Raw genomic sequence first — 22,350 nt, 5'->3', positions numbered from 1 at the left:
ATAAGATATTAATATACTTATTTTGTAAATTCGAAATTATTACATACTTAACATTCAAAAAATTGGCATTTTCTAAAATGAAAATATTTATTTATCAAACTTTTTATTAAGCAAAATATTTATTCTTAAAATCAAAAAAGCCAACGAACCTCTATGATTCGTTGGCTATTTATGAATTATTGACCAGTAAAGACTTCTGGGTCTGGTCCGATTCTTTCATCTTTATTTAAAGCATTTAATCTTGAAAGTTGATCTTCTGATAACTCAAAATCAAATACGTTTAAGTTTTCTTCAATTCTTGATGGTGTTACTGATTTAGGAATAACAACAATATTTTCATCAATATTCCATCTTATAATAACTTGAGCTGGTGTTTTACCTAATTCATTTGCAATTTCTTTTACAACTTCGTCTTCTAATATTTGTCCATTCATTAAAGGAGACCATGATTGTGCAACAATTTTTTGTGCTTCTAAATACGTTCTTAATTCTTTTTGAGTTAAGTATGGATGACATTCTATTTGATTAATAACTGGTTTAATAGAAGCTTCTTGTAATAATGATTCTAAGTGATGTACGTGGAAGTTACTTACACCTATGTTTTTAATTTTGCCTTCATTGTATAAGTCTTCCATAGCTTTCCATGTTTCTGTGATAAGTTCTTTATCTTGGCCAGGCCAATGAATTAAATATAGATCTACATAATCTAAACCTAATCTTTCTAAAGATGCTTCATATGCTGATTGAACGTTCTCTCTACCATAATCAGTCATCCAAAGTTTAGTTGTAATAAATAGATCTTCTCTGTTTAATCCTGTTGCTTCTAATCCTTCTTTGATACCTTGTCCAACTTTTTCTTCGTTGTGATAAGTTTGAGCTGTATCTATATGTCTATAACCACTTATAATAGCGTGTTTAACCGCTTCTCTACATTCATCATTATTTTCTACTCTGAATGTTCCTAATCCTAAAGCTGGTATAGAATTGCCATTGTAAAACTCAATTATTTTCTGTGTCATTTTACTGCCTCCTAATTTTAGACGATACTTAAATTAAAATTGAAACAACTTTAGTTTCTAAATATGGTTCAATGCCTTCTGAACCACCTTCTCTACCAAATCCACTTTCCTTCATTCCACCGAATGGAATATGAGCTGCACTTGGTCCGCCATCATTCCAACCAATTACTCCATAATCTAAGTTCTCATACAACTTTATACCATTACTATAGTTTTCAGTAAAGAAATATGCTGCCAAACCAAATGGTGTATCGTTTGCTTTTACAATAACTTCATCTAAATCTTTATAAGTTTGAATTGGTGCTACTGGTCCAAATGTTTCTTCAACCATGATTTTCATATCGTCTGAAACGTCAGATAGAACAGTTGGTGTGATAAAATAGCCACCATCTTTATAGCTATCTCCTCCAGTAATCACGCGAGCGCCTTTACTTGTAGCATCTTCAATATGAGATTTAATTTTTTCAAAACCATCTGCATTAATAACAGGACCTATATCTGTTGATTCATCCTGACCATCGCCTACTTTTAATTTACTGACTTCTGCTCTAAGTGCATCTTCAAATGCGTCTTTAATAGATTCATGTACGTAAATTCTATTTGCACATACACATGTTTGACCTGCATTTCTAAATTTAGAAGCAATTGTTCCTTGAACTGCTTTATCTAAATCTGCATCTTCGTGAACAATTAATGGTGCATGACCACCTAATTCAAGTGTTACTTTCTTCAATGTTGAACTTGATTGTTCCATTAACTGCTTACCTACAGGTGTTGAACCTGTATAAGTTATTTTTGAAATTAAAGGATGCTTTGTGAAAATTGCACCTACGTCTTTACCTGAACCATTTACGTATTGGATAACACTACGATCAAATCCTGCTTCATGTGCAAGATCAACTAATTTCATAGTTGTAAGTGGTGTATCTTGTGCTGGCTTACATATAAACGTACACCCTGCTGCTAATGCTGGTGCTGCTTTTCTAGTCATCATTGCTGCTGGGAAGTTCCAAGGTGTTATACTTGCTACAACGCCAACAGGTGCACGTGTAACGATAAGTCGTTTGTTATCAACATGTTCTGGAATGGTTCTTCCATAAGTACGTTTTGCTTCTTCAGCAAACCATAATATATAATCTGTCGCATATTTAACTTCGCCTAAAGCTTCTTTTAATGGTTTACCACTTTCTTTTGTCATAATTAAAGCAATTTCTTCTTTATTTTCAAGAATCAATTCATACCATTTATATAACAATGCACTACGTTCATGAGCCGGTTTCTTTTTGTATGTTTGAAAAGCATCGTGTGCCTGTTCAATCTTGTTGTTAATATCTTCTTCCGTATTGTTCTTAATCGTTTCGATTACTTCACCAGTTGCAGGATTTTTAACTTCAAAATTTTCTTTTACCATACTTATAACCACCTTTTTTAGTATAAAAATAGCGCTACATAAAATGCAGCGCTTAGTTATTACGGGTTAAACTTTTCAATTTCATCCATAATTCTCTCAAGGTCTTCCACACTGTATTGGAATCTACCATGGAAAACAAATTTATTAAAGAAGTGTTGAAGTTGTTTTTCACCAACTAACACTTTAATGTTAGGGTCTTGAGAATAATTACTGATAGTTGCTTCACTTACTTCATTTGGATGGAAGTAAATAATTGGTGTCGGTGTATATTTAAGTTCTAACTGTCTTTGTAATTCTTCAGTTGTATTATCAACTTCTTTAACTTCGTCAGTATATGAATGGAATGCTGCAGTTTTATTATTTGATTGTTTTTCAAGTAATAACGTTTGTTCTTTGTTTGGGTTTAAATCCAATGTTTCAAAGACTAGTCCTAATACTGGAAAATCACTAAACTGCTGTTCTGTAATACCGTGATAGATATGACCACTTACTAAATTAGAGTCAATTACGTATATACCTGTTCTTGTTAAGACTAAATGATCAATTTGTCGAACTTTACCTAATGGATCTTTAGGTAAGAAGATATTTGCCATAATATGCATATCTTCAGGTCTAATTCTACGTTCGTTAACAAGTTGGTCTCTCAACTCTAATAAATGTCTATCAGTTATATATTCCCCTTCATTCTTAGAAAATAACTTTAATGAGTCAATTTCTCTTTCTTTTTGTGAAATTGCTTCTTGATGAGTTTCTTCTTGTTTCGTTAGAACCTTTTTATTTTCAACTCTTTCATGATCTAACTTTTCTTTATGTTCAGATTTAAGCGTCTCATTTTCTTTTTTATGAGCTTCTTGAATCTTATTCAAAGATTTTTGTTTCTGTTTTAATGAAACAAAGAATAATATAATAAATAGTATCGCAATAACGATCGCTGCGATTAATCCATAATGAATCGGTTCTAATTGACTCATAATTGTAGATCGCTCCCTTTCATATGTATTAATTCCATTATAGTAAAAATTACAAATAAATTCAGTATATATCATGAAATATATTGATAATATAACGTAATTTCTTATACTTCATACATTTGAGTAGTTAAACCACACTTTAATAGTAAATATTTTATAAAAATTCAGTTCATTATGAACAACTTGACTTAAACTTGTTCGTAACGGGGGCGTTGTGAACACTTCTCGCCAAACTTGTTTATAACGGGGGCGTTGTGAACACTTTCGCCCAAACTTGTTCATAACGAGGGCGTTGTGAACACTTCTCGCCAAACTTGTTCATAACGGGGGCGTTGTGAACACTTCTCGCCAAACTTGTTTATAACAGGGGCGTTGTGAACACTTCTCGCCAAACTTGTTCATAACGGGGGCGTTGTGAACACTTTCGCCCAAACTTGTTCATAACGAGGGCCTTAATTACAAAACTCACCCGAAGTGTTACTAAGGATAGCCATAGTTACAAAACTAGGTCGAAGTGTTACTATGGACCGCCATAATTACAAAACTCAGCTGAAATGTTACTATGGACTACCTTAATTACAAAACTACTCAGAAGTGTAATTAACGGTACCAGTATTTGCACTTTCACCCAAAACTACTAATAACAACCTCAGTATTTGCACCTCTAACCAAAACTGCTAATAACAACCCCAGTATTTGCACCTCTCGCCTAATCTGCTAATAACGACCCAACTTCCACCAAACCTAAAATAAAAAACTCTGCATAAATCCCGCAAGATTAAATACAGAGCTTCATCATTTATTTTAATAAGTCTTTTAATAAATCTACTTTATCTAATTGTTCCCATGGTAATTGAACATCTGTTCTACCGAAGTGACCGTATGCTGCTGTCTTTTTGTAGATTGGTTGTCTTAAGTTTAACATTTGAATAATGCCTGCTGGTCTTAAATCAAATACTTCTCTTATTTTTTCTACTAATACAGTTTCTTCTACTTTACCTGTACCAAAAGTATCTATTGAAATGGATACTGGTTGTGCTACACCAATTGCATATGCTAATTGGACTTCACATTTATCTGCTAATCCACTTGCTACTATATTCTTAGCTACATATCTTGCAGCGTATGCTCCTGATCTATCTACTTTTGTAGGATCTTTACCACTGAAACATCCTCCGCCATGTCTTGCATAACCACCGTAAGTATCTACGATGATTTTTCTACCTGTTAATCCAGCATCTCCTTGTGGTCCGCCGATTACGAATCTACCTGTTGGATTAATAAAGAATTTAGTTTCTTCATCTAATAATTCTTTAGGTACGATTGGATAGATAACATGATCTTTAATATCTTGTTGAATTTTTTCTAATTCAATTTTTTCATGATGTTGTGAAGAAATAACGATTGTATCTACTCTTACTGGTTTATCATTTTCGTCATATTCAACTGTTACTTGTGTCTTACCATCTGGACGTAAATATTCTAAAGTACCGTCTTTACGTACATCTGTTAATCTCTTCGCAAGTTGATGAGCTAAATAACCTGGTAAAGGCATATATGTTTCAGTTTCATTTGTAGCAAAACCAAACATAAGACCTTGGTCACCTGCACCAATTGATTCTATTTCTCTATCTGATAAATCATCTCTATCTTCTAATGCGCAATCTACACCTTGTGCGATATCTGGTGATTGTTCATCAATAGCTGTTAAAATCGCCATCGTTTGGAAATCATAACCGTACTTCGCTCTTGTGTATCCTATATCTTTTACTGTTTGTCTAACTACTTTAGGAATATCTACATAAGTTGAAGTAGAAATTTCACCTGCAATTAAAGCCATACCAGTTGTTACTGTTGTTTCACAAGCGACTCTTGCTTTAGGATCGCCTTTTAATAATTCATCCAAAATAGCATCGGAAATTTGGTCCGCAATTTTATCTGGATGCCCTTCTGTTACTGATTCTGATGTGAAGAGTCTTCTATTCTTTGACATAAAAAATCTCCTTTAAATAAAGTTGTACGGTCTCTTCCTCAGCGCAAATAAAAAGTGCCTTCTCTCAATAAAGATATAGAGAGAAGGCACACTCGTCCATTCGCTCTTATCGTTCAGACAATATTGGTCTGCAAACGGTTTGGCACCTTTCTTTCATTAGAAAGAGGTTGCTGGGTTTCATTGGGTCCATGTCCCTCCACCACTCAGGATAAGAGAATCCGTCAGAAATGATAATACTAAAGTTTTCATAATATGTCAATGGAACGAAACACATTCAAATTTCTAAAAAAATTTTATAACAAATTTACTCATTAGTATAGACTATATATTTTAATGTGTTATACTAATTCCATGAAAATGCTTACAACATTAATATTAGACATGGGGGTCGTCATTTATGGCAATACAGTCAATTACCGAATCAATCGAACTTTCAAACCTTTTAAAGAAGGACACTACACTACAGCAACTTTCTAGAACTGAATTGTACAATCACATTCTAGAAGCAGGAGAAGGCGTATTAACAGAATCTGGCGCAATCAGAATGGAAACTGGTAAATACACAGGTCGCTCTCCTAAAGACAAATTTATCGTTAAAGAGGAAGATACTGAACAAGATATTGATTGGGGAACAATCAACCAACCTATCTCAGAAAGTAACTTTTTAAATTTATATGATCAAGTTATTGACTACTTAAACCAAAAATCACAACTTTATGTCTTTAATGGATATGCAGGTGCAGATGAATCATCACGTTTAGATTTACGTGTTATTAATGAGTTACCTTGGCATAATTTATTTGCACAGAACATGTTTATCCGCCCAGAAACTAAAGAAGAAGCACTTAATATCAGCCCTAATTTCACTGTTATTAGTGCACCAGGATTTAAAGCTGATCCAGAAAAAGACGGCACTAATTCTGAAACATTCATTATTACTTCGTTCAAACACCGTGTCATATTAATTGGTGGTACTGAATACGCTGGTGAAATGAAAAAAGGTATATTCTCAGTAATGAACTATTTATTACCTAAAAAAGGCATTATGAGTATGCACTGTTCAGCAAACGTAGGTTATAACAAAGATGTTGCTTTATTCTTTGGTCTATCAGGTACAGGTAAAACAACTTTATCTGCAGATCCTAATAGAAAATTAATCGGAGACGATGAACATGGTTGGAATGAAAATGGTGTCTTCAATATCGAAGGTGGTTGCTACGCTAAAACAGTAAGTCTTAGCCGTGAAAAAGAACCACAAATTTATGATGCTATCCGTTATGGAACAGTTTTAGAAAATGTTACTGTAAATCCTGATGGTTCAGTAGATTATGACGACACTACATTAACTGAAAATACAAGAGCTGCATACCCAATAGATTTTATCGATAATATTATTACACCATCAATAGCTGGTCACCCAAATACTATTATCTTCTTAACTGCAGATGCATTTGGCGTATTACCACCTATTTCTAAATTAGATAAATCTCAAGCTATGTACCATTTCTTAAGTGGTTTCACTTCTAAGTTAGCAGGTACAGAAAGAGGCGTAACAAGTCCTCAACCAGTATTCTCAACATGTTTCGGTTCACCTTTCTTACCATTACATGCGACTGAATACGCTGAATTACTTGGTAAACTAATCGATGAACATAATGTAGACGTTTATCTTGTAAACACTGGTTGGACTGGTGGCGAATACGGTGTAGGTTCAAGAATGGACTTGAAACATACACGTTCAATGATTCGTCGTGCAATTAGTGGAGAAATTAAGAATTCAGAATTTGTTAAAGATGAAATCTTTGGTCTTAATATTCCGAAACATGTACCAGGTGTACCTTCAGAAATATTATATCCTCGTAATACTTGGGTATCTTCTGACGCATATGACGAAAAAGCAAAATTACTTGCTAAGAACTTTAAAGAAAACTTCGGTAAATTCGGTGAGTCTTCTGAGCATATTCAAGAAGAAGGCGGATTCACATATAACCGCTTATAAAATACAAAAAGAGCTTGGGCCTTATTGGTCCAAGCTCTTTTCACATTTATACATCCATTCTTTAATTTGTAACAATGTTTGTTTTTCTATTTCTGGTCTTAAAACATGACCTTCTCCACTTAAATAGATTGTTTGATGATCTACCGCTTCTTGCTTTAAATGTTCTTCTAGATGATATGCCATATTAATATTAACTTGCTTATCTTCATCACCATGTACGATTAATATAGGCGGACTATCTTTATGAATAGATTGCAATGCATTTCTACGTGCATAAGCTTCATATTGTTTTTTAGGATGACCGACCATTCTTTTTAACATTCCTCTTAGATCAATTCGTTCTTCATACATCATCAATAAATCTGAAACGCCACCCCATATAATATAACTCGTTGCTTTCACTTTTTGGTACGTAAGCAAGCCTTGAATACCACCTCTAGAAAATCCAATCATATGAACAGGAACATTTGGGTATTGTGATTTGAGTATTTCTATCCCTTCTATAACATCATGTAAGTCATCACCACAAAATTCATCTCTACCTTCACTACCGTTACTACCTCTGTAATAAGGTGCAAAGACAAGTGTATGCTTATCTTTAAATTGCGCCATACGACCTGGCCTCACTCTACCTACTTGTCCTTTACCACCACGTAAATATACAACGATGCGATTAACACGTTCATTTGGTGTCATCAACATGCCTCTGACTTTCAATTCATCCACTTCATATATCACTTCTTCAGTTAGATGATGATTAAAGAAAACTGGCATTTTTTTCTTACTGTAGAAATCCAAGTTTATACACCCTTTCAACGCACTTTAATATTGCTGTATCTTTTAAAAGAAAACTCTTCTCTTCTTCAGGTATATCATTGATTTCTTTAGCAATAACGGGTCCATAAGTTTCGAAATACGCTTTATTGCTATCCATAGATTCGACTTCAATAAAATAGACATCTTTATTAAACGGGATTGTATCATGTACAGTATATGAAGCTATAAACGTTATATTTTTAGCGATCGCACCTGTTTCTTCATATAATTCACGCTGAACAGCCTCTTTATTCGTTTCATTTGGTTCAACTTTCCCACCAGGAAATTCAATACCTCTTATCTTATGATGCGTTAACACATATTCATTATTAAAAATCGGAATACCTAGAACATGTTTCGCATTTTGTTGATCTGTTGGACATTTATATGCTAAATCAACATCCAATCCATTTGGATCTTTGTAGCGCATGATACACGACCTCTTTCTTCAATTATGATAAACTGTATATACATATTATTAGGAAGGTAGAAGATATTGAAAAAGTTAACCTTAACGACCTTAGTATTAACAATTACTCTTATTCTAGCAAGTTGTAGTCCAGAAGGTCAAAATAAATTTGATGATAGTAGCGATGCTATCGAAGCTTTTCAAAAAAACATTAAAAAAGTAGATTCACATTCGATTAAATCTAGTAACGAGACAACAGTTGATTTTCAAGATAAAAAAACAACGCTTAAACAACTGTCACATGGCCGAACAAACCACCATGATAAACTTACATTTAATGTCGAACAAGAAAGTAATACAAAACAATTTCCAGTGCATAATAAAAGTGTTTGGATTGATTCAAACGAAATCAAATCCTCACCTAAATCTAAGTATTTAAATTATCATGCAAAGAATGCCGAAATAGATTATTATCAAAAAATTGGACAAGATTGGTTCGATTTAACGACTTTTAATCAAAGTTTACTAAAACCTATTGAAGACGATGTCACTTTAGAAAACGATACCCTTTCATATGAAGGTACAGGTAAAGTTATGGAATATCTCTATCAACTAGGGTTTAGTCAATCACCATTGGCAGATCAAGCGTCATTAAGTAATATTAACGACTTAAAAATTAAAAGTGGTAAGTTTAAGCTTACATTCCAAAAAGACAAAACATTACCAAAAACGTTAACCTTTAACATTAAAGCAACTGGAAAAATTAAAAATGAAACGATTAACATCCATATGAAACAGACAACAGATTTCTATAAATTCAATTCCACTGATGTTAAACCATACCAGAACTTAACGAAAAACAATTACAAATAGGAGCATTGCTATGAAAAAAGTATTTATTAAATTAATACGCCTTTATCAACGATATATATCCCCATTGACACCACCTACATGCAGGTTCCAACCTACATGTTCTAACTATGCAGTTGAAGCTATTTCAGAATATGGGGTTATTAAAGGGACATGGTTAGGTACGAAACGCATCTTAAAATGCCACCCATTTCATCCAGGCGGCTACGACCCTGTTCCACCTAAAAAAGATTCATAACATTTATTAAAAGGAGGCTGGGACATAATGTAATGTCTTAGCCTCTTATAGTATCTTGGCAGTAGATGACTGAATTGAAAATGCGCTTGTACCAAGCTTTTTTCAACTCTAGTCATCCTTGTCGGGGCGGGACTACGAAATCTTTTTATACAAATTAGATTTCTGTCCCGCTCCCCTTTTATTTTGTTAATTTATCTTTATCAACGATTGGTGGCACATATTTAATGAGATGACCATCAGTCTTTGCGTTATCAACAACGAAATCTTCCGTGAAGTAATAATCACTCGGCGTCACATCACTCGGATATGAACTGTACTGTGCTAAGTATGCAGTAAAGTAACTACTAAGCCCAAATTCATACATTCCACCTATGACATATTTAAGGTGATGTTCGCGACAATATTCAATAATTTTAAGTGCTTTATCTATCCCTCCAACACGTGAAGGTTTAATCACAACGCCATCAATCAGATTATGCTGATTAAATTGAATAATTTGCTCTAAATTTAGAGCACTTTCATCAATAAATACTGGTAACTCGAGCGTACTAACATGCTCTATATAGTGTTCATATTTAGAAAATGGCTGCTCAATATATATAAATTGTTCATCTTTAAATGTATTTAATAAAGACACATGCTCATGATTTAACACACCATTTGCATCAATTGCTCTTTGTATTTGCGGATAATGTTCTGTTAAAAAATCTATATCTCGATTAACTTCTTCATGCCATTTTAATTTAATTCTCGTCGGTAATTCACCATTATATTGCTTGAAATATTGTTCAATATTTTGATTAATAGTTGCACCATATGCTACTTCTATCGGCTTTAACTCATGAAATTTCTGAAAGAATATCATAGACATAACGCTACGTGCATTCGGATATTCAATGAGTTCATCTATTAATTCACAACATAATGGATAACTATTAAAATCAACAAATTCATGTTTTTCGAACCATTTTAATAGAGTTTCTTCAACTTTATTTATTGTCTCGAAATGATACCAGTCACTATTAAACGCATTACATTCACCATAATACGTAGACCCATTCATGTCTTGCCATTCTACAATTAATGCTTCTCGTTCATTTAATTCTACTAAAGGTGTTCGTATCGGTACTCTGAAAGGTGCTTTGAATCTATAGAAATGCAAACTATTTTTTCTCATTCATGACCCACGCCTTTACTTTGTATCTTGAAAGTTTACCTGTCGAAGTTCTTGGTATTTCATTTATTTTATAAAAGTATTTTGGGTGTTTATACTTTGCTAAGTTTGAATTGAGTATATTTTTAAATGTATCATCTTGGATAGTCTGTTCCGCTTCATACACTAATGCAGGTACTTGCCCCCACTTTTCATCATCAACTGGTACAACAACACAATTTTGAACGTCCGGATGATTCAATATCACATGTTCAATTTCAAATGGATAAATATTTTCTCCACCACTAATGATTAAATCTTTTCTTCTATCATAAATATATACATAACCGGCATCATCTATTGATCCAACATCACCTGTTTTAAAATAACCATCTTCAAATGTTTCTGAATTCTGACTACCTGTTAAATAACCATTCATCACATTGCCACCATATACAGCGACTTCCCCATGTCCTTCTTCATTTTGATTTAAAATTTTGAAGCGAACATTTGAAGGTACTTTCCCTACTGTACTTGGTGCTTCACGTAACATCTCTGGACTTGCTGTCACAAACTGAGAACATGTTTCAGTCATACCAAACGAATTATATATCGGTAATTGATAGTCTAACGCTTTATTAATCATCGTTTCAGATAACTTTGCGCCGCCTAATAATATTTTTTCTAATTGATATGGTTGTGTTAACGTATCTTGCATCAACCATTGTAATGTTTGAGGTACTAATGAAATATGTGTGATGTTCTCATTTTTAATTAAATGCATTACGCGATTTACATCAAATTTCGATTCTAAAATAAGTGTAAAACCTTCTATTAAACTACGTATTAACACACTTAAACCTGAAATATGGTAAATCGGTAAGACGGACAACCATCTCGTTGATTCATCATAGCCAAGACTTTCTTTACAACCCATTGCACTAAAATAATGATTTGAAAAAGTTTGTGGAACAGCTTTTGCAGGACCAGTTGTACCAGAAGTAAACATAATCGTCGCGATATCATCCATATTAAACGTAAAATCATGATCCACATGTTTACTGTCGTCTATATAAATATCCTCAATATCAATACAATTTTGCTTGATATTTAGTGGTTTAAACGTAAAGACCGTTTGAACGCCAATACTGTCCAATTGTTGTTCAATTTCGACTGGTGTTAACTTCGTATTAATCATAACCACTTCTACATTTGCTAACCAAGCTGCAATGATAAGTGATGCATGTTTAATATCATTCTTGATATATAATCCAACTCTTTTCAATTGAAGTTGTTTAATGTAATGTGCTTTATTTTTAGAATCATTAAATAGTTGTTCATAAGTTAATTCAACATCACCTTGTTGAATTGCAATTTTATGTGGTGCACGTAACACCTGCTGTTCAATCCAATGTTTCATCGTTTGGACCTCCTTATACCATTATTCATTATAACGATATTTTTGAATTTAAACATAAAAAATGCTTTATAATATCAAAAAACCTAGGCGATCAATTCACCTAGGTTTCCATCATATTAGATTGCTTCTTTTTCTCTTCTTTGCGTAACAAATCGTTCAAGTAATAAGAAGACAAGACCTATAAGTGTTAAAAATGGTGCAACTAACGCTAGATCCTTAACTTCTAATTGACTTACTACGATACCGCCGATGAACGCACCAAGCGCATTACCGATGTTAAATGCTGATTGGTTCATCGTACTAGCAAGCATTGGTGCATCTTGTGAAATGACCATACTTTTAAATTGTAATGATGGACTCATACTAAAGCCAATCAAACCAAATACAAAAATACCGACAACCATTAACAAGCTATAGTTTTGAATAAAGTACATCATAAAGATATATATTGGGAAGACGATAAATATCGTATTCAGTGCTTTATTTAAATTCCAGTCTGCTAATTTCCCACCAATAATATTACCAAATGTTACACCAACACCGAATATAATAAGGACAAATGAAATCCAGCGTTCTTCTATATGCGAAACATTGATTAATATTTGAGAAATATACGTGAAATAAGCAAATACACTACTGAATCCGAACAGTGTTACACCTAGTGTCAACCAAAGTTTAACATCTTTTAATACACTCAATTCATTTTTAATTGAAATCGGCTGTGTATCTTTTTGGTTAGGTACAAATCGAATAATACCTATTAATGTTAATAGTCCTAGAACACTAATAATAATAAATGTCATTTTCCAGCCAAATATTTGCCCTACAAATGTTCCAAAAGGTACACCAATGATGTTGCTCATTGTTAATCCCATAAACATTAATGCCATTGCACTTGCTCTTTTATGAGGCGGTACCATACTTGCTGCTAGTATAGATCCAATACCAAAGAATGAACCGTGTGCTAAAGCGGCAATAATTCTACTTAACATAAGCGAACCATAATTAGGTGCAATACCACCTATCCCGTTACCTATTATAAAAATAGCCATTAATAAGACGAGTAAATTTTTTCGAGGTAATTTATAAGTCGCTAACACTATAATCGGTCCCCCTATTGCAACACTCAATGCATAACCTGTAATTAATTGACCCGCATCAGATACGGTTACATCAAGATCTCTTGCAATATTAGGTAACAAACCCATGATTACAAATTCAGTCATACCTATCGCAAAAGCACCAAGGCTTAGTATCCAAATCGCTAAAGGATATTTTTTCATGTCTCAACGCTCCTTTAATCTTATTATTTTAATCAGATTTAACCATATTAGTACTTTTGCTATGCAATTACAAGAGTTTTTTTGAATTTTGTATATAAAAAAACCTGAGAAATTAAATTCTCAGATTTTTAAACGTTTTCATTATTGAGTTTGTATCCAACCTATTCCAATCGTGCCATATCCCGTATGAACAGATGCTACTGGAACTAAAGGTTCGACATATACATTAACATCTTTATTTAAAGTTAATATGCGCTCTTTCCATACATGTGCTTCTTGCTCATTTCCAGCATGTAACACACCAATGTTTGTAACACCTTTATCAATAATTTCTTTAATATGTGTGATTAAATAAGCTTCTATTTTCTTATTGCCTCTAGACTTAAGTTCTAAGTCGATTGTACTATTCTCTAATTTCAATAATAATTTAATATGAAGTAAGCTACTTAATAAATATTTGCTATTCGAAACCCTTCCACTATTCTTTAATTGTTGTAAGTTTCGTGGCAACAAATATAATTCACTTGTATGTTTAACTTCTTCTAACTTATTAACGATTTCTTCAAATGAATAGTCCTCGTCATAAAGTTTTCTACCATACTCGACTAATTCTTTTTGAGGAAAGCTTCCTGTTCCACTATCAATTACATGAATTTCCATTGGGAAAGATTGTGCAGTTGATAGCGATGATGCATATGTGCCTGATAAACTACTAGAAGGATGAACCGCAATAACATGCGTATAACCTTCTTCTTGAATTTGCTCATACGTCTCTATAAAATCTTGAGGTGTAGGTTGAGCTGTTTTAGCACCATTACCATTTTCTTTTAACATATCAAAAAATAACTTTGAACTTTCAAATTGTGAATCTTTATAAGGTTTGTCATTAATAATTGTAGATAAAGAAACGACAAATAAATCTTTATCATCCATATTTTGATCAATATAAGTTGTTGTATCAATTAACCACGCTAATTTCATTACTTCCTCCATTGTATATACAATAAATGCATTCACTTTATAACTAAGTATTTTTAACCTAACTTAATTAATAACATATAATCAATATTGAAACAATTAAAAAAAGAACTGATAAGTTAAAGCAATCATATAATAAATACCGCAAATATCATTCTAGTATAATAAATAGATAGATATACTGAAATTACAATACTTTCATAACAATGAATCGAATGATATTTCTATAAAAATTATTGAAATTTACTATTAAAATATACCAATCATAAGATTAATAAGTTTATCAAAAAATTCATAATAACCTATACGCATTTAACCTTCATATGCTATCATTCTAATATTCACATCTAATTAGGAGTCATAACAATGAGCTTATTAAAAACTGAACTACAAGAGAAAGATTATCCACTTGCATTAAAAATTTGGGAACGCTCCGTACTCGCAACCCATCACTTTTTAAAAGAAGAAGACAGAATTGCATTAAAAAAAGAAATACCAACCTACTTTAAATACGTAGATGCAAATTTATGGCTTTACGATGGAGAAGCTGTTGGCTTTTCAGGTATCAACGAAGATAACTTAGAAATGTTATTTATAGATCCAGAACATTTCAGAAAAGGATTTGGAACTGAAATACTTCAACACTTGTTAACAGAAGATCATATCCAAAAAGTTGACGTAAACAAAGATAACGAGCAAGCCTTGAACTTTTATATGAAAAATGGATTTAAACCATATAAAGAATCTTCACATGATGGACAAGGAAGAGATTATCCAATCATACATCTAAAATTATAATTTAAATTGAGGTTTTGCTTATGAATAAACAGACAAATATGTTATTACTTATTTCAATCATTGCAATTTCACTAGCTGCCATATTAGTAAAGCTATCAAACGCCCCTTCTAGCGTAATAAGCATGAACAGAATGTTTATAGCAGTCATCTTGCTAGTACCCTTTGCATATCGATATAAAAAAGAAATCTTCAAATTAAATCTTAAAGATTTTCTATATCTTGTATTAGCTGGTCTATTTTTAGCACTTCATTTCGGATTATGGTTTGGTTCATTAAAATTAACAACCGTTGCTAGTTCAACAGTCATATTATCTTTACAACCCATTATTGCGATTATTGCAAGTTTCTTATTTTATAGAGAAAAAATAACACTAAAAGTTTTGAGTACAATTTTAATATCGTTTATCGGTGTTGTAATCGTAAGTTGGGGCGACTTTAATATAACTGACTTAACTGCAATGATTGGTAATATATTATCTTTATTAAGTGTTATATCAATAGTGTGTTACCTAATGATAGGAAAGAATGCAATGCTCAAACTCACACATTGGGTTTATAGCATCATCGTGTTCTTCTTCGCAGGCGTCTTTTTACTCATTTATAACATCATCACGCATGCTACATTAGTAAACTATTCAATGAAAGAATGGCTATTATTTATATCATTGGCCATTTTCCCAACAATAGCGCACGTCATATTCAATTATCTCTTAAATATCATAAATCCAACAACCATATCAATGAGCATGCTACTAGAACCCGTAGGCGCATCAATATTAGCAATATTTATCTTGAAAGAATACTTAGAATACGTACAAATACTAGGTATCATTATCGTACTCGTAGGCGTGTATTTCTTCTTAAAAGCACAGAAAACTGAAGTGACGTGAAAATATGAAGATATATAAAGGCTAGGACTTATGTAAAAAAGTCCTAGCCTTTGTTTTGATTTGATATTAATAAATATATTATTTACTTTTTGTTATAAAATCTAATAATTTAAACATAACATCTTTATTTTCTTTAGGTACTTCATAGTCAATTATTTCTTGAGGTGTTTGATTCAATACAGAATCTACTGCATAAGAAAAGTCATTCGTAACAATTTCTTTAACATCAAAAGGTCCAGGTTCAAAATGAAATTGTAAGCCAATAACATTATCTTTCAATAAGAATCCTTGGTTTGTTAAGTACTCGCTTGAAAATAACAATTCTGCATTTTTAGGAATTTGGAATGTTTCTTCATGCCAATGTAATGCCATTAATTCTTTCGGTAGATCCGGTATAGTATCACTTTCAAGATAAACTTTATCCCAGCCCACTTCTTTTACTGGTGATTTACCCACTGTATAACCTATTGCTTTTGTTATTTGTTGGGCACCATAGCAAGCTCCAAACATTGGTTTGTTAGCTTTCAATAACTCTCTTATTAACTCTCTTTCTTTAAAAATCCAATCATCTGTATCATTCGGACTCATTGGACCACCCAAAATAATTAGTAAATCAGTTTCTTCAGCAGAAGGTATTACACCATTATAAAAATACGGATGATAAATATACAAATCATGTCCTCTTTCTTTAGCCCAATCACCTATTGATCCAACACCTTCATTTGGCGTATGTTGTAAAACATTTATTCTCATAAAATAAGCAACTCCTTATATAATTAACAAATTCTAATAACTATATTATAAGTCATTTAAGCAAAATAATGTGAAAATCTTTTATTTTAGAAAAATCAAAGGCTAGGACTTATGTAAAAAGTCCTAGCCTTTGTTTTGCCCATATTTCGTAACAAGGTTACAATAAAAATAGTAAATAAAACGTTAAACCAAGTAATGCTATACCAGTGATATAGTTCAAAATCGTTCTGATCCTAATTTTTGTAATATTTGACAATGTGATCAACTCCAAATCTTATATTACGTATGATCTTAGCGAATTTATCTGTTATCTATCACATTGAATTATCATACTTTAACAACTTTATTATAATATATTTAAGAAATAAAGGAGTGATAATTTTGACAAATTTCTATAGAGTCATAAATGCTATTTTAATTAAAGAAAATACTATTTTATTAGTTAAAAATGAATATAATAATGAATATTTATGGAGTTTACCTGGAGGCGTAGTTGAGCAAGGTGAGTTTTTATATGAATCTTTAATTAGAGAAGTATTTGAAGAAACAGGATTAACTATAAATCAATATGAACTAGCATATATAGCTGAAAATAACATACCTAATGAGAATGCTCATTGTTTAGTAACTTATTTTAAGTGCTTAAATTTCAACGGTGAAATATCAATTAATGATCCTGACAATGAAATTGTAGAATTAAAATGGGTCAACTTTAACGAAATTCAAAATTATATAATCAGCGAAGACATTTTAATCCCTTTACAAAATTATTTATTTAAAGACAAAAAAGAGTATTATTTTATTGATGATTTGAGGTTTTAAATCATTATTTATTCATATATAAGTCATACATAATCAATTTTACAAAAATTTTATCACGAAAAATAAAAAAGTTTAATTTCAAAGGAATGATACACATGTCCAAATACACATTAGACAGCACATTTTTATACATGGCTCTTATGACTTTGCCACTTATTTTTATAATGCCTGTAATGTTTAGTGTTCCACTTGTTTTATTAATTTTTAGTATTAAAAAGAAAGAAAACTGACATGATTTTATAAATACTCTTGTTTACTAGCGTTATATAATTAGAAAGGGTGAAATGAAATTGAAAGCTAAAAAAATGGATAAAATGTTGTTTCAATCTAAATTCCCTGAAGTTGAGGTCTTACTTGAATCTGAAACTTCAACTAAGATTGATAAAGAGTATGTAATAGGCTCAATTTTTGTGACAATACAAGAAATTATATTAGTGCAGCATAAAGCGAATTTAACTTTTCAAATCCCATGGTCAGAGGTTGTTTCTTTAGATACAATAGAAAACTTTATTTCTAGTAAATTAATTTTAGATTATGGTGAAAATCGAATGTTAACATTTTCTTTTACATCGAGTGATCCAGTTCATGCAATTCAAGTATTTTACAAAACTTTAAAGTTAGAAAGAGAGATTAATCATTTTAACAATGATGATATAAAAGCACTTCAACATAAAAATGAACAATTGATTAAAGAAAATTTTCAATTAAGAAATGAAATTAATAAATTAAATGAAGAGAATCGCGCGCTTCTTGATAATATGGAAAATCAAAAATCTTATACATCACCCTATCGTGCGCCAAGAAGAACTTATAATCGTTCAAATAATTTACTAGATTTAAGTTATACAAAAGTTAGTAAATTAACAGATTCCTTTATCGTTCTAGATTTCGAAACGACAGGTTTAAAATATAACGAAAACGAAATTATTCAGTGTGGGATTATTGAATATGAAGATGGAAAAATCATTAATGAATATAATGAATACTTCAAACCAAGTAAACCAATAAGTAAAAGAATAGAAAAAATCACAGGTATTACAAATGAGTTTTTAGAAGATAAACCTAGTTTAGGAAAGGATAAATTAGAGGAATTATATAATATCATTAGAAGAAGAACGATAGTCGCACATAATGCACCATTTGATATGAAGTTCTTACTCTACCAACTTCAAATTAATAATATAGAATATGAGAAATTGAGAGTTATTGACACACTCACTTTTTCAAGAAAACTAATCAGAGAAACACCTAATCATAAACTTCAAACTTTAAAAGAACATTTCAATTTAGACGATGGCGAATCACATAACGCAATTAATGACTGTAGAGCAACCGGGAACTTACTATTACTATTGATGAGTAGACAGTGATTATAACAGTAGTAGTATATAAAAAGCGTTTTGGAGTTAAAATAAAGTCTTATTGAATTCCGATACTTTAAATTTAATTTCTTCAAGTTTCTCCTGATAAGTTATTGATAAGTCATCAAATTTTTTTGAAGTAACAATATCTTTAGAATAAACAGTGGATTGTTTGTGTGTTCTAACATAGCAAATTTCTTTATAGATGCTATGAAGACTTGGACATTCAAGCAATCCAATATTTACATCATAAATAGGATGTAAATTCACTTTATTAGAAACAGTAGATATTGGTAACATCGTTAAATCACATTCAAAGCAATCTTTTTCGGCACCAATGATTAATACTGGCCATAATTTATAGCCTTTTTTATTTGTTTTTAAATCAAAATATGGAAAACTTGCATATACTATTTTATTAATTAAATCACGAGGAGTATTAACTAAATCCAAGATGAACTTCCTCCTCATTTAAATCTTCAAATTCATCTATGTACATATCATAAACATGATCGTATAGCCTAACGCTTTTAGCATCTTCGATTATATCCTCTGGCGTTATTTCTCTATTCCCTACCTCATTATTGTTCAAGTTAATTCTACTTTTTTTCCAACATTTTTCATGATGGGATAGTTCTCTTAGATACCAACCAGAATACATGCCATATTGAGAGATAACATTATTAATTACATATTTTTCAGTATCATTTAATTTATCAGTATCGCTTGGTTCATACATTTCATCTAAATAATACCTTAATTTAGGTATAACCGGACCAAATTTCCACCCTCCAATTCTATCATTAAATAGAACCTCGCCCGTTAAAGCTAAAGATTCTCTTTGTGCAAAATAAATTAACTTTTGCAGTTTTAATTCGTTATTTTCAAACTTAGTACCAGTTTTAAGTTCATATGAGTATATAAGGTAATTAGCAACATCTTTTACATCTGCCATTAAAATCACTCCTATCTCAGTTATAATATAATATTTTAGCTGCAAGGTAAGTTTAAGTTAAAATAGTAATGCTACTAGTATAGTGATAATCAATGATAAGAGACTTAAAATAGTTGGTATACTAATACCTATCCAGAAACGTTTTGATGTAAATTTATTATCGCTTATTTCATTTTTAAACTCGGAAACAGCATTTTTTATTTCTCCTGATAAAACGTCTTTAGTTAAAGAAATTTTATCATTGATTTCATCGAATCTATTATTCATATTTATTACATGCTGCTGAAATTCTGATCTTGTAATATATTCACTATTAATAAAAGCACCCCCTTATATACTCCCACTCTCTAGTTTAATTAAGTATATATTACAACAAAATCAAATTGGGCACAATATAGAATGTTAAAATTAACAAACTCTTGTTTATAATATAGTAATCCCCTTCTCTCCCTAGTCATGGAATGTAATTTATGTTGACGTTGGCGTTAAAAACACCAAAATAACATGCTCGTTGGCATTAAATCAGATCATTAAAATATAGCAATTACTTTAGGAATTTATTCGCAACTTCTATATGAACATAAAAAAAGCAAGTATCAAAAAGTAAGAGAATTTTTCTCTAGACACTTTTTTGACACTTGCTCATATGGATTAACTTACCAATTGCAAGAAAACCCAGCAATATCAACGTCTTGGATTAGTTGATTATTAAGGTACAAACGGAGAGTGAGGGATTCGAACCCTCGAGACGCTTGTGGCGCCTACACACTTTCCAGGCGTGCTCCTTCGGCCAACTCGGACAACTCTCCACAAACAAAAAAATCAGAAGCGATATTTCACCTCTGATTATATGACCCCTACGGGATTCGAACCCGTGTTACCGCCGTGAAAGGGCGGTGTCTTAACCGCTTGACCAAGGGGCCTTATGGCTCCACAGGTAGGACTCGAACCTACGACCGATCGGTTAACAGCCGATAGCTCTACCACTGAGCTACTGTGGAATAATAATGGAGCGGGTGATCGGAATCGAACCGACAACATCAGCTTGGAAGGCTGAGGTTTTACCACTAAACTACACCCGCTTAAGTAAATAATATATATATGGGGCGACTGATGGGAATCGAACCCACGAATGTCGGAACCACAATCCGATGCGTTAACCACTTCGCCACAATCGCCATACTTGTTTAAAAAAGTATGGCTCAGGACGGAATCGAACCGCCGACACAAGGATTTTCAGTCCTTTGCTCTACCGACTGAGCTACTGAGCCAAAATATAAATGGCGGTCCCGACGGGAATCGAACCCGCGATCTCCTGCGTGACAGGCAGGCATGTTAACCGCTACACCACGGGACCATCATTAAAAAGTATTGCGGGAGGCGGATTTGAACCACCGACCTTCGGGTTATGAGCCCGACGAGCTACCGAACTGCTCCATCCCGCGCTAATAATAAGTAATTTGGCTACCTTATTAATATAACACATTCATTAATATTATGTCAATAAAATTTTAATAAATTTTTATTGAAAATGGTGACCCCTACGGGATTCGAACCCGTGTTACCGCCGTGAAAGGGCGGTGTCTTAACCGCTTGACCAAGGGGCCTCTAATTGAGAACTACTTAAGTATATATAGAAATATAAAGAACGTCAATGCTATTTCTTTACTTTTCTTAATAAAAAATTTGAACTTTTAACATCTATGTGACAATTGTCACTAAAGGGAGAAATAATCATTCAAAACACCCTCTTTTTTAACTTTAGAAGTGTCATTTATTCATGATTTTTATAGAAAAAAATTATCATAAAGTAGTTTTTTCGAAGTCATTGTGAAAAAGATGAATTAAAATTCCACGTTTTTAATAAAGTAAGCATTAAGTTTTATAGACAGCTCTATGTTGCTTGTTTACTCAGTCTTGCAACTTACAGCATCTCTATGTTGCTTGTTTGCTCAGTCTTGCAACATTCAGCCTCTCAACATTGCTTGTCATCCTCCACTTGCAATATTCAGTCCTTCAATATTGCTTGTCACGCTCCACTTGCAATATTCAGTCCTCCAACATTGCTTGTCATCCTCCACTTGCAATATTCACCTTACCCCTCCAACAAAAAAACAGAAATTCTAATGTTAAATTAGAATTTCTGTCCCGCTTCCACACTTTTCCATACGCTTCCTTACACTTCCGCACACTATTTACTTACTACTATCT

General features: G+C 32.2%; 20 protein-coding genes, 9 tRNA genes and 1 riboswitch. Of the genes, 7 read left to right on the top strand and 22 right to left on the bottom strand.

The features are described 5' to 3' along the window. Positions 1 to 176: 176 nt before the first annotated feature. From LQ622_RS03740 to metK, 4 genes are all read right to left on the bottom strand, one after another. Complete coding sequence (locus tag LQ622_RS03740; RefSeq protein ID WP_204189157.1) at positions 177 to 1,019, bottom strand: aldo/keto reductase; 843 nt, start codon at positions 1,017 to 1,019, stop codon at positions 177 to 179. 28 nt (positions 1,020 to 1,047) lie between these two features. Next, the gene (locus tag LQ622_RS03735; protein ID WP_204189161.1) at positions 1,048 to 2,430 is read right to left on the bottom strand and encodes an NAD-dependent succinate-semialdehyde dehydrogenase; all 1,383 of its coding nucleotides are present in this window, start codon (positions 2,428 to 2,430) and stop codon (positions 1,048 to 1,050) included. Positions 2,431 to 2,489: 59 nt separating this feature from the next. Continuing rightward, complete coding sequence (locus LQ622_RS03730) at positions 2,490 to 3,401, bottom strand: nuclease-related domain-containing protein (RefSeq protein WP_239763102.1); 912 nt, start codon at positions 3,399 to 3,401, stop codon at positions 2,490 to 2,492. A 799-nt stretch (positions 3,402 to 4,200) separates the two neighbouring features. Next, positions 4,201 to 5,394 carry a methionine adenosyltransferase gene (gene metK, locus LQ622_RS03725; protein ID WP_025905541.1) on the bottom strand — a complete coding sequence of 398 codons (1,194 nt, stop codon included), beginning with the start codon at positions 5,392 to 5,394 and terminating at the stop codon, positions 4,201 to 4,203. A gap of 103 nt (positions 5,395 to 5,497) precedes the next feature. After that, a riboswitch (SAM riboswitch) is annotated at positions 5,498 to 5,609 on the bottom strand. A gap of 182 nt (positions 5,610 to 5,791) precedes the next feature. On the opposite strand from metK, the gene pckA reads away from it, so the two are divergent. After that, complete coding sequence (gene pckA / locus LQ622_RS03720; RefSeq protein WP_239763104.1) at positions 5,792 to 7,393, top strand: phosphoenolpyruvate carboxykinase (ATP); 1,602 nt, start codon at positions 5,792 to 5,794, stop codon at positions 7,391 to 7,393. A gap of 21 nt (positions 7,394 to 7,414) precedes the next feature. On the opposite strand, the gene LQ622_RS03715 is transcribed toward pckA, so the two are convergent. Together LQ622_RS03715 and ytkD are read right to left on the bottom strand one after the other, a co-directional pair. Further along, positions 7,415 to 8,191: an alpha/beta hydrolase family protein gene (locus tag LQ622_RS03715; RefSeq protein ID WP_204258613.1), complete on the bottom strand. Its 777-nt coding sequence runs from the start codon at positions 8,189 to 8,191 to the stop codon at positions 7,415 to 7,417. Beyond that, positions 8,175 to 8,639 (bottom strand): RNA deprotection pyrophosphohydrolase, encoded by a 465-nt coding sequence (gene ytkD / locus LQ622_RS03710; protein ID WP_037589701.1) that lies wholly within the window; start codon positions 8,637 to 8,639, stop codon positions 8,175 to 8,177. The genes LQ622_RS03715 and ytkD overlap by 17 nt, the downstream gene beginning before the upstream one ends. 66 nt (positions 8,640 to 8,705) lie before the next feature. Here ytkD and LQ622_RS03705 point away from each other — a divergent pair, with 66 nt between their 5' ends. Together LQ622_RS03705 and yidD are read left to right on the top strand one after the other, a co-directional pair. Further along, positions 8,706 to 9,491 (top strand): hypothetical protein, encoded by a 786-nt coding sequence (locus tag LQ622_RS03705; RefSeq protein WP_239763106.1) that lies wholly within the window; start codon positions 8,706 to 8,708, stop codon positions 9,489 to 9,491. Positions 9,492 to 9,501: 10 nt separating this feature from the next. Further along, entirely contained in the window at positions 9,502 to 9,726 is a 225-nt protein-coding gene (gene yidD, locus LQ622_RS03700; protein ID WP_025905546.1) for a membrane protein insertion efficiency factor YidD, read from the top strand. Between the two features lie 178 nt (positions 9,727 to 9,904). Here yidD and menC read toward each other — a convergent pair whose 3' ends face one another. The 4 genes from menC to LQ622_RS03680 form a co-directional block, all read right to left on the bottom strand. After that, positions 9,905 to 10,903: an o-succinylbenzoate synthase gene (gene menC / locus LQ622_RS03695; protein WP_239763108.1), complete on the bottom strand. Its 999-nt coding sequence runs from the start codon at positions 10,901 to 10,903 to the stop codon at positions 9,905 to 9,907. Next, positions 10,890 to 12,299: an o-succinylbenzoate--CoA ligase gene (gene menE, locus LQ622_RS03690; RefSeq protein WP_239774721.1), complete on the bottom strand. Its 1,410-nt coding sequence runs from the start codon at positions 12,297 to 12,299 to the stop codon at positions 10,890 to 10,892. Before menE ends, menC begins: the two co-directional genes overlap by 14 nt. A gap of 116 nt (positions 12,300 to 12,415) precedes the next feature. Next, positions 12,416 to 13,582 (bottom strand): MFS transporter, encoded by a 1,167-nt coding sequence (locus tag LQ622_RS03685; RefSeq protein WP_191836731.1) that lies wholly within the window; start codon positions 13,580 to 13,582, stop codon positions 12,416 to 12,418. A gap of 141 nt (positions 13,583 to 13,723) precedes the next feature. Continuing rightward, entirely contained in the window at positions 13,724 to 14,563 is an 840-nt protein-coding gene (locus LQ622_RS03680) for a DegV family protein (protein ID WP_037589706.1), read from the bottom strand. 363 nt (positions 14,564 to 14,926) lie between these two features. Between LQ622_RS03680 and LQ622_RS03675 the strand changes: the two genes are divergently transcribed. Both LQ622_RS03675 and LQ622_RS03670 read left to right on the top strand, forming a co-directional pair. Continuing rightward, positions 14,927 to 15,358 (top strand): GNAT family N-acetyltransferase, encoded by a 432-nt coding sequence (locus LQ622_RS03675; protein ID WP_204189173.1) that lies wholly within the window; start codon positions 14,927 to 14,929, stop codon positions 15,356 to 15,358. 20 nt (positions 15,359 to 15,378) lie between these two features. After that, on the top strand, positions 15,379 to 16,248 hold the full coding sequence (locus tag LQ622_RS03670) for a DMT family transporter (protein ID WP_239763112.1): 870 nt from the start codon (positions 15,379 to 15,381) through the stop codon (positions 16,246 to 16,248). A gap of 78 nt (positions 16,249 to 16,326) precedes the next feature. Here the strand turns inward: LQ622_RS03670 and LQ622_RS03665 are convergent, their stop codons facing one another. Beyond that, on the bottom strand, positions 16,327 to 17,001 hold the full coding sequence (locus LQ622_RS03665; protein ID WP_037589709.1) for a type 1 glutamine amidotransferase: 675 nt from the start codon (positions 16,999 to 17,001) through the stop codon (positions 16,327 to 16,329). A 381-nt stretch (positions 17,002 to 17,382) separates the two neighbouring features. Between LQ622_RS03665 and LQ622_RS03660 the strand changes: the two genes are divergently transcribed. After that, positions 17,383 to 17,823 carry an NUDIX domain-containing protein gene (locus tag LQ622_RS03660; protein ID WP_206180572.1) on the top strand — a complete coding sequence of 147 codons (441 nt, stop codon included), beginning with the start codon at positions 17,383 to 17,385 and terminating at the stop codon, positions 17,821 to 17,823. A 290-nt stretch (positions 17,824 to 18,113) separates the two neighbouring features. Then, positions 18,114 to 19,193 carry a 3'-5' exonuclease gene (locus LQ622_RS03655; protein WP_239763115.1) on the top strand — a complete coding sequence of 360 codons (1,080 nt, stop codon included), beginning with the start codon at positions 18,114 to 18,116 and terminating at the stop codon, positions 19,191 to 19,193. Between the two features lie 36 nt (positions 19,194 to 19,229). Here LQ622_RS03655 and LQ622_RS03650 read toward each other — a convergent pair whose 3' ends face one another. From LQ622_RS03650 to LQ622_RS03600, 11 genes are all read right to left on the bottom strand, one after another. Beyond that, entirely contained in the window at positions 19,230 to 19,637 is a 408-nt protein-coding gene (locus tag LQ622_RS03650; protein ID WP_239763118.1) for a hypothetical protein, read from the bottom strand. Further along, positions 19,624 to 20,139 carry a Panacea domain-containing protein gene (locus LQ622_RS03645; protein WP_239774720.1) on the bottom strand — a complete coding sequence of 172 codons (516 nt, stop codon included), beginning with the start codon at positions 20,137 to 20,139 and terminating at the stop codon, positions 19,624 to 19,626. The genes LQ622_RS03650 and LQ622_RS03645 overlap by 14 nt, the downstream gene beginning before the upstream one ends. Positions 20,140 to 20,859: 720 nt before the next feature. Further along, positions 20,860 to 20,948, bottom strand: a tRNA-Ser gene (locus LQ622_RS03640). Positions 20,949 to 20,990: 42 nt separating this feature from the next. Next, a tRNA-Glu gene (locus tag LQ622_RS03635) sits at positions 20,991 to 21,062 on the bottom strand. 3 nt (positions 21,063 to 21,065) lie between these two features. After that, positions 21,066 to 21,140, bottom strand: a tRNA-Asn gene (locus tag LQ622_RS03630). 7 nt (positions 21,141 to 21,147) lie between these two features. Then, positions 21,148 to 21,221 (bottom strand) — tRNA-Gly (locus LQ622_RS03625). Positions 21,222 to 21,241: 20 nt separating this feature from the next. Beyond that, positions 21,242 to 21,317: transfer RNA gene (locus LQ622_RS03620), tRNA-His, on the bottom strand. A gap of 20 nt (positions 21,318 to 21,337) precedes the next feature. Continuing rightward, a tRNA-Phe gene (locus LQ622_RS03615) sits at positions 21,338 to 21,410 on the bottom strand. A gap of 10 nt (positions 21,411 to 21,420) precedes the next feature. After that, positions 21,421 to 21,496: transfer RNA gene (locus tag LQ622_RS03610), tRNA-Asp, on the bottom strand. 14 nt (positions 21,497 to 21,510) lie between these two features. Further along, positions 21,511 to 21,584, bottom strand: a tRNA-Met gene (locus LQ622_RS03605). Between the two features lie 87 nt (positions 21,585 to 21,671). Then, positions 21,672 to 21,746: transfer RNA gene (locus tag LQ622_RS03600), tRNA-Glu, on the bottom strand. Positions 21,747 to 22,350: the final 604 nt, after the last annotated feature.

The organism is Mammaliicoccus sp. N-M50 (assembly GCF_022386995.1).
GTDB lineage: Bacteria > Bacillota > Bacilli > Staphylococcales > Staphylococcaceae > Mammaliicoccus > Mammaliicoccus sciuri_A.
Note: the sequence above shows the minus strand (reverse complement) of the source record. Positions and strands in the feature narration are given on the sequence as shown.

Coding starts and splice junctions, on each gene's coding strand:
- LQ622_RS03680 (WP_037589706.1), bottom strand. CDS start 14,563: ATGAAATTAGCGTGGTTAATTGATACAACAACTTATATTGATCAAAAT.
- menC (WP_239763108.1), bottom strand. CDS start 10,903: ATGAGAAAAAATAGTTTGCATTTCTATAGATTCAAAGCACCTTTCAGA.
- LQ622_RS03730 (WP_239763102.1), bottom strand. CDS start 3,401: ATGAGTCAATTAGAACCGATTCATTATGGATTAATCGCAGCGATCGTT.
- LQ622_RS03675 (WP_204189173.1), top strand. CDS start 14,927: ATGAGCTTATTAAAAACTGAACTACAAGAGAAAGATTATCCACTTGCA.
- LQ622_RS03735 (WP_204189161.1), bottom strand. CDS start 2,430: ATGGTAAAAGAAAATTTTGAAGTTAAAAATCCTGCAACTGGTGAAGTA.
- metK (WP_025905541.1), bottom strand. CDS start 5,394: ATGTCAAAGAATAGAAGACTCTTCACATCAGAATCAGTAACAGAAGGG.
- LQ622_RS03685 (WP_191836731.1), bottom strand. CDS start 13,582: ATGAAAAAATATCCTTTAGCGATTTGGATACTAAGCCTTGGTGCTTTT.
- yidD (WP_025905546.1), top strand. CDS start 9,502: ATGAAAAAAGTATTTATTAAATTAATACGCCTTTATCAACGATATATA.
- LQ622_RS03670 (WP_239763112.1), top strand. CDS start 15,379: ATGAATAAACAGACAAATATGTTATTACTTATTTCAATCATTGCAATT.
- LQ622_RS03645 (WP_239774720.1), bottom strand. CDS start 20,139: ATGGCAGATGTAAAAGATGTTGCTAATTACCTTATATACTCATATGAA.
- menE (WP_239774721.1), bottom strand. CDS start 12,299: ATGAAACATTGGATTGAACAGCAGGTGTTACGTGCACCACATAAAATT.
- LQ622_RS03665 (WP_037589709.1), bottom strand. CDS start 17,001: ATGAGAATAAATGTTTTACAACATACGCCAAATGAAGGTGTTGGATCA.
- LQ622_RS03740 (WP_204189157.1), bottom strand. CDS start 1,019: ATGACACAGAAAATAATTGAGTTTTACAATGGCAATTCTATACCAGCT.
- pckA (WP_239763104.1), top strand. CDS start 5,792: ATGGCAATACAGTCAATTACCGAATCAATCGAACTTTCAAACCTTTTA.
- ytkD (WP_037589701.1), bottom strand. CDS start 8,639: ATGCGCTACAAAGATCCAAATGGATTGGATGTTGATTTAGCATATAAA.